At 53.9% G+C, this 1,263-nt stretch carries 2 rRNA genes; both read right to left on the bottom strand.

The features are described from left to right. Nucleotides 1-9: 9 nt before the first annotated feature. Nucleotides 10-126 (bottom strand): 5S ribosomal RNA (gene rrf / locus ACIQID_RS16585). A 111-nt stretch (nt 127-237) separates the two neighbouring features. Then, a 23S ribosomal RNA gene (locus ACIQID_RS16580) occupies nt 238-1,263 on the bottom strand; the annotation flags it as partial.

Genomic DNA, 1,263 nt, shown 5'->3' with positions numbered 1-1,263 from the left:
CTAAAAGGAGTCCGGCGGTGTCCTACTCTCCCACAGGGTCCCCCCTGCAGTACCATCGGCGCTGTGAGGCTTAGCTTCCGGGTTCGGAATGTGACCGGGCGTTTCCCTCACGCTATGGCCGCCGAAACACTATTGATGTTTCAATCAAACCTAAAGCAATGATTAATCATTGTTGAAGGTAGTTCTCGACCGTACATCGAGAACCACTCAGTGGACGCAAGCACCAACAAACGGTGTGTTATCAAGTCATCGGCTTATTAGTACCAGTCAGCTGCACACGTTACCGTGCTTCCACATCTGGCCTATCAACCCAGTAGTCTGGCTGGGAGCCTCTCACCCGAAGGTATGGAAGTCTCATCTTGAGGCCGGCTTCCCGCTTAGATGCTTTCAGCGGTTATCCATCCCGAACGTAGCTAATCAGCGGTGCTCCTGGCGGAACAACTGACACACCAGAGGTTCGTCCAACCCGGTCCTCTCGTACTAGGGTCAGATCCTCTCAAACTTCCTACGCGCGCAGCGGATAGGGACCGAACTGTCTCACGACGTTCTAAACCCAGCTCGCGTACCGCTTTAATGGGCGAACAGCCCAACCCTTGGGACCTACTCCAGCCCCAGGATGCGACGAGCCGACATCGAGGTGCCAAACCATGCCGTCGATATGGACTCTTGGGCAAGATCAGCCTGTTATCCCCGAGGTACCTTTTATCCGTTGAGCGACAGCGCTTCCACAAGCCACTGCCGGATCACTAGTCCCGACTTTCGTCCCTGCTCGACCTGTCAGTCTCACAGTCAAGCTCCCTTGTGCACTTACACTCGCCACCTGATTGCCAACCAGGTTGAGGGAACCTTTGGGCGCCTCCGTTACTTTTTGGGAGGCAACCGCCCCAGTTAAACTACCCACCAGGCACTGTCCCTGAACCGGATTACGGTTCGAAGTTAGATATCCAGAGTGACCAGAGTGGTATTTCAACAATGACTCCACGGTAACTGGCGTCACCGCTTCAAAGTCTCCCACCTATCCTACACAAGCCACACCGAACACCAATACCAAGCTGTAGTAAAGGTCACGGGGTCTTTCCGTCCTGCTGCGCGTAACGAGCATCTTTACTCGTAATGCAATTTCGCCGAGTTCGCGGTTGAGACAGTTGGGAAGTCGTTACGCCATTCGTGCAGGTCGGAACTTACCCGACAAGGAATTTCGCTACCTTAGGATGGTTATAGTTACCACCGCCGTTTACTGGGGCTTAAATTCTCAGCTTCGCC

It is taken from the genome of Microbacterium sp. NPDC091676, from assembly GCF_044756645.1.
Classification (GTDB): domain Bacteria; phylum Actinomycetota; class Actinomycetes; order Actinomycetales; family Microbacteriaceae; genus Microbacterium; species Microbacterium paraoxydans_D.
Note: the sequence above shows the minus strand (reverse complement) of the source record. Positions and strands in the feature narration are given on the sequence as shown.